Annotated in this window: 4 protein-coding genes; 2 read left to right on the top strand and 2 right to left on the bottom strand. The window is 70.7% G+C overall.

The window, feature by feature from the left end; all coding sequences use genetic code 11:
• Nucleotides 1-1,213 (top strand): FAD-dependent oxidoreductase (locus ACXJKL_RS14790; protein ID WP_457207805.1); only part of this gene is annotated, 1,213 nt, incomplete at its 5' end.
• A 195-nt stretch (nucleotides 1,214-1,408) separates the two neighbouring features.
• A complete protein-coding gene (locus ACXJKL_RS14785) occupies nucleotides 1,409-2,224 on the top strand; it encodes a mycofactocin-coupled SDR family oxidoreductase (RefSeq protein WP_457207804.1) in 816 nt (271 codons plus the stop codon).
• A gap of 379 nt (nucleotides 2,225-2,603) precedes the next feature.
• Here ACXJKL_RS14785 and ACXJKL_RS14780 read toward each other — a convergent pair whose 3' ends face one another.
• Together ACXJKL_RS14780 and ACXJKL_RS14775 are read right to left on the bottom strand one after the other, a co-directional pair.
• Nucleotides 2,604-3,296, bottom strand: coding sequence for a FadR/GntR family transcriptional regulator (locus ACXJKL_RS14780; protein WP_457207803.1), 693 nt, complete (start codon nucleotides 3,294-3,296; stop codon nucleotides 2,604-2,606).
• A 282-nt stretch (nucleotides 3,297-3,578) separates the two neighbouring features.
• On the bottom strand, nucleotides 3,579-4,777 hold a 1,199-nt coding region (locus ACXJKL_RS14775; protein WP_457207802.1), incomplete at its 5' end, for a CoA transferase.

Below are 4,777 nucleotides of genomic sequence, written 5' to 3'. Positions count from 1 at the left end.
CGCCACGCCGTACGGCCTCGTCCGGCACGGCGTCGCGCCGGACCACCTCAAGACCAAGGGGGCGGCCGACGCATTCGCCCAGGTGGCGAGCTACAAGCAGACCACCGTCCGTCTCGGTCTGGAGATCGGTCGCGATCTGACCCACACCGACCTGCTCGAGACCCACCACGCGGTCGTGTACGCCACCGGCACCCCGCAGGGCCGCAAGCTCGGACTGCCGGGCGAGGACCTGCCCGGGAGCACTTCGGCGGCTGAGTTCGTGAGCTGGTACAACGGCCACCCGGACCACTCGGCGCACGAGTTCGACCTGAGCCACGAACGGGCCGTCATCATCGGCAACGGCAATGTCGCGCTCGACATGGCGCGTCTGCTGCTCCTTCCGACCGAGCGACTGCGCGAGTCCGAGCTCGCCCCGGGCGCTCTCGCGGACCTCGGTGGCTCGTCCGTGGAGGAGGTGGTGGTGCTGGGTCGCCGCGGCGCCGAGTTCGCAGCCTTCACCTCCCCGGAGCTGCGGGCACTGATCAACGACCCCGACATCGATCTCGTCGTCGACCCCGCCGACGCGGCGGAGGTCGCGGCTGCCGCCGAGGCCGACGACGAGATCAGCCCGGCTGGCTTCGCTCTGAGGCAGAAGGCTGCGCTGCTCACCTCGGCCGCCAACGCGCCCCGCACAGGAGGCAAACGGCTCGTCCTCCGGTTCAACGTGACCCCGGCCGTGATCCTCGGCAACGACCACGTGATCGGGCTCGAAGCCACCGGCGGTGAGAGGATCGAGGCCGGACTCGTCCTGCGGGCCACCGGCTACCTCAGTGAAGGTGTCGCCGACCTGGATGTCGGACTGCCTGGTGGTCGCTTCAGCCACGACGCTGGCAGGGTGCTCGACCCGATCACGGGCGTGCCGGCCGCCGGCACGTACGCCGCCGGATGGGTCAAGCGCGGGCCGAGCGGCGTGATCGGCACCAACCGGTCTTGCGCTGCCGAGACGGTCGCCAGCCTGCTCGACGACTGCGCCGCCGGAAAGCTCGCCGACCCCGCCGGCGGGAGTGCCGAGCTCGACGAGCTCCTCGCCACCCGTGGCCTGCCGCTGATCGACATCAAGGGCTGGAAGGCGATAGACGCCTTCGAGATCGGTGCCGGCACCGAGACCGGACGTCCGCGGGTCAAGGTCGTCGACGCCGATGAGCAGCGCCGGATCGCGCAGGCCCCAGGATGACCGTCCTCGAGCATCGACTGGCCGGGCTCGACGCCCCGATCGCCTCACCTGCGCCTGCAGCCTCTCGTGCGCCCGTTGTCTGTCCTCCGGGTCAGCGCGACCCGCGCGAGCTCCACCGAGCAGGCCTAGGCCGAGATCGATGAGCTCGAGTCGCGCCCCGGAAGGCCACCACCCACCGAAAGAAAGAAGGAACTCATGTCTGGACGCGTTGAGGGCAAGGTCGCTCTCATCACGGGAGCGGCTCGCGGTCAGGGCCGTGCCGAGGCAGTGCGCCTCGCCCAGGAAGGTGCCGCGATCATCGCGGTCGACATCTGCGCTCCGCTCCCGCAGGTCCTCTACAACGCTGCGACCGACGACGATCTCGCCGAGACCGTTGCCCTCGTCGAGGGATCTGGCGGCAAGATCGTCGCAGCCAAGGCCGACATCCGGGACCGGGCGGCGCTCCAGGCTGCGATCGATCTGGGGGTGGAGACCTTCGGCAAGCTCGACGTCGTCGTCGCCAACGCCGGCATCATGATCATGAAGCCCTGGGACAAGGTCACGCCCGAGGACTTCGCCATCATCCAGGACATCAACGTCACCGGCACCTGGAACACCATCCAGCTCGCGGCTCCGCACCTCATCGCGGCCGGTGGCGGCTCGATGATCCTGACCAGCTCGGTGGCCGGACTCAAGGGCCAGCCGTTCCTGTCGCCCTACACCGCCAGCAAGCACGCCGTTGTCGGCCTGATGAGGGCCTACGCCTCCGAGCTCGCCCAGCACAAGATCCGGGTCAACACGGTGCATCCGACCGGGGTGCTCACCGGCATGGGAAGTGGTGACGCAATGACCTCGATCGGGGACTTCTTCGCCGACAACCCGCGGATTGCGCCCATGTTCATGAACATGCTCGACGTGGACATCACCATGCCCGAGGACCAGGCCGAGGCCGTCCTGTGGCTGGCTTCGGACGAGTCGAAGTTCGTCACCGCCACCGAACTGCGGGTCGACGCCGGCTGTACCGCCTTCTGACCCGACCTCTCGGACGGCCGGTCGTCATGCTCGGCGAGGTGCTTGCCGAGCATGACCCCGACCCCGTTCGCGATGCCGGAGTGCCGGGTTGCCGCCCAGCGCGCGGCCGAGTCGCTCGACGCGCAGGCCGTGGCGTCCGCCACCGCTTCTTCGCTGGCACCCTGAGCGAGCCGGCTAGGACTCCTCGTCGATGGGGCGCTCGATCTCGTGCGCCGGGTCGAGCAGCGGCCCGGTCGTGGGCCCGGGTGCTCGGGCCACACCTCTTGCCCGACCTCGAGGCACGACAGCGTGGAGCCCACGATGGCGTGGGCGGATCGGCCCCGTCATCGACAACGCCCCGGTCCGCTGGCGGAACCGGGGCCCCATCGTCGAGCTGAGGTCAGTAGTCGTCGCCGGTCGCCTCGACCAAGGTCTTGCCGGCGTGACTCTCGGCGACCGTGTCGATGACGGAGAGCATCTGCTTGGTCCAGTACTCGGCCGCCGCCTTGCCGTCACCCTTCTCGGCCAGGTCGAGTCCCTTGCCCAAGGCCTTCTTGACACTGGCGCCCGTGCCGACGTTGCTCTCGGTGGCGTCCTCCAGCTCGGTGCCCACCACCTCGGTCAGTGCCCCGTAGAGCAACTCCATCGGTCGGTTGCCGGCGAGGCTGAACAGGCGAAGGAAGAAGTCGACATAGGCGGCTGGAATCGACGAGGCTCTGCTCAGCTCGTCCAACAGCTCGCGCAGCTCTGCGACGGCGGCCTCCCGGTCGGCGCAATCGGCCAACAATCGGAACCCGAGAGGCTCGAAGTAGGCACGAGCGACGAAGACGTCCTTGAGCGGGACACGATCGAACTGCATGATCACGCCGAGGTAGCGAGCCGCCACCGCGACGTCGGGCTTGACCGCGCGGGCGCCGCCGCGCGAGCCGCGGCGGACCTCGATCAGGCGCTCTGACTCCAGGATCCGGAACGCTTCGCGCAGCGATGGACGCGAGATGCCGAACTGCTCCATCAGGGTGGCCTCGCTGGGCAGTGGCTCGCCCTCCCCGATCGCTCCGCTCACGATCTGCGCGCGTAGCGTGCGCGCGACCACCTCGGCGGTCTTGGGGACCCGCACTCGCCCGTGACCGGCAGTCTCAACGACACTCACTGGGGATTCCTCTCGACCGCTAACTGACATATCCTTGTACCAGATTAGACTATTAGCCTACTGGCAACACGCCGAGGGCAGGTCGGAACGGGCAGGGGGCCCGCCTCTGCCCACTGGCGGCGGTGCGATCGCGGCGGTGTGGATCGTCGCCCATGGAGCATTCGCAGTGCCGAGCAGCATCCGGTCCCTGGGGCCACGCCACGTCGGCGATGCGCAGGATCCGCTTCACGGCAACCACACCTCGTTGTGCTGGCCCGCAGCGGCAGCGGGCCCGGGGGCTGGGCGGGCGACGGGTGCGGCGACGAGATGGCGGCCCGTCGCCGTGTCGACCCACCAGTCCCCGTCGTGGTGGATCACGGTGGCGTCGGGGGTGGGACCGACCGCCTCCCGCGTGACGTCGAGCATGGAGATGTCCAGCAGGCTGGCCTCGTCTGCCAGCAGGGCCTGTGCGGCAGCGGCCGCGGCTGCGGCCCCGGTGAGGGGGTCGGCGAGCGCATCGCCGACGGGCAGCAGGTCATCACCGTCGACCACGGCGAGGCCGGCCGCGACGGCCACGTCGTCGCCGAATCCGACGGTGTCGGACTGTCTTCCGCGAGCGGTGATGGAGAGCCACGACACTCCGCTGGCGACGTACTCCCGAGCGTCGATGCCCAGCGCTTCGAGGGCCCGCGGACGCGAGCCTTCCAGCACCAGATCGGCCCGCCCGAGCAGGTCGGCAAGGCGGCGGCGGTCGTCGGGGTCGGTGAAGTCGAGCGCGACCGAGTCGTGGCCGGCGTGCAGCAGGTCGTAGAAGGCGGCCGGCCCGCGCCGGGCACCGTCGAGCCGGCGGGTCGACTCCACCTTGACCACGCGGCAGCCCGCGAGACCCAGGAGATGGGCACACAGCGGCCCGGCCCACAGTGAGGTGAGGTCGACGACGAGGGGGCGTTCGGGCAGCGCGCGTCGCGCCCCGGGTTCGCGGCGGACCGCCGGCCTGGTGGCGGGCGCCGGTGGCCAGGCGGCCGCGGGAAGACCGAGCAGGCGGGCGCGCTCGAACGCCTCCCCGGTCGTGCCGGTTCGGGCCCAGGCGGCGACGGCATCCCATGGATCGGCGACGGCGCCCTCGACCAACGCGGGCACCAGGTCGAGGTCGTCGGGGCGCGCCAGCGAGAGGCCGAGCCATCCGTCTGCGGTGGGCACGGCCCGGAATGCGCGACCAGCCGAGAACGGTCCTCGTCGCGACAGCTCGGCCAGGGCCGCGCGTTCGCCGAGCAGGCGGGAGTCCGCCAACGGCGCGCGACCGTCCGCGGGTGTGCCGGTGCGCGCTGCAGTGGCCGCGGCGTAGTCGGCGAGGTGGCGCTCGATCAGACCTGCCGGTTCGCCGGGCGCGAGCACCGGGGCCGATCCGGGGCGGCCGCTGAGCCACATCGCACCGGAGTGGGCCC

The organism is Nocardioides sp. P5_C9_2, assembly GCF_054049555.1.
The sequence above is the reverse complement of the archived record's forward strand: the minus strand, read 5'-3'. Positions and strand labels throughout refer to the sequence as shown.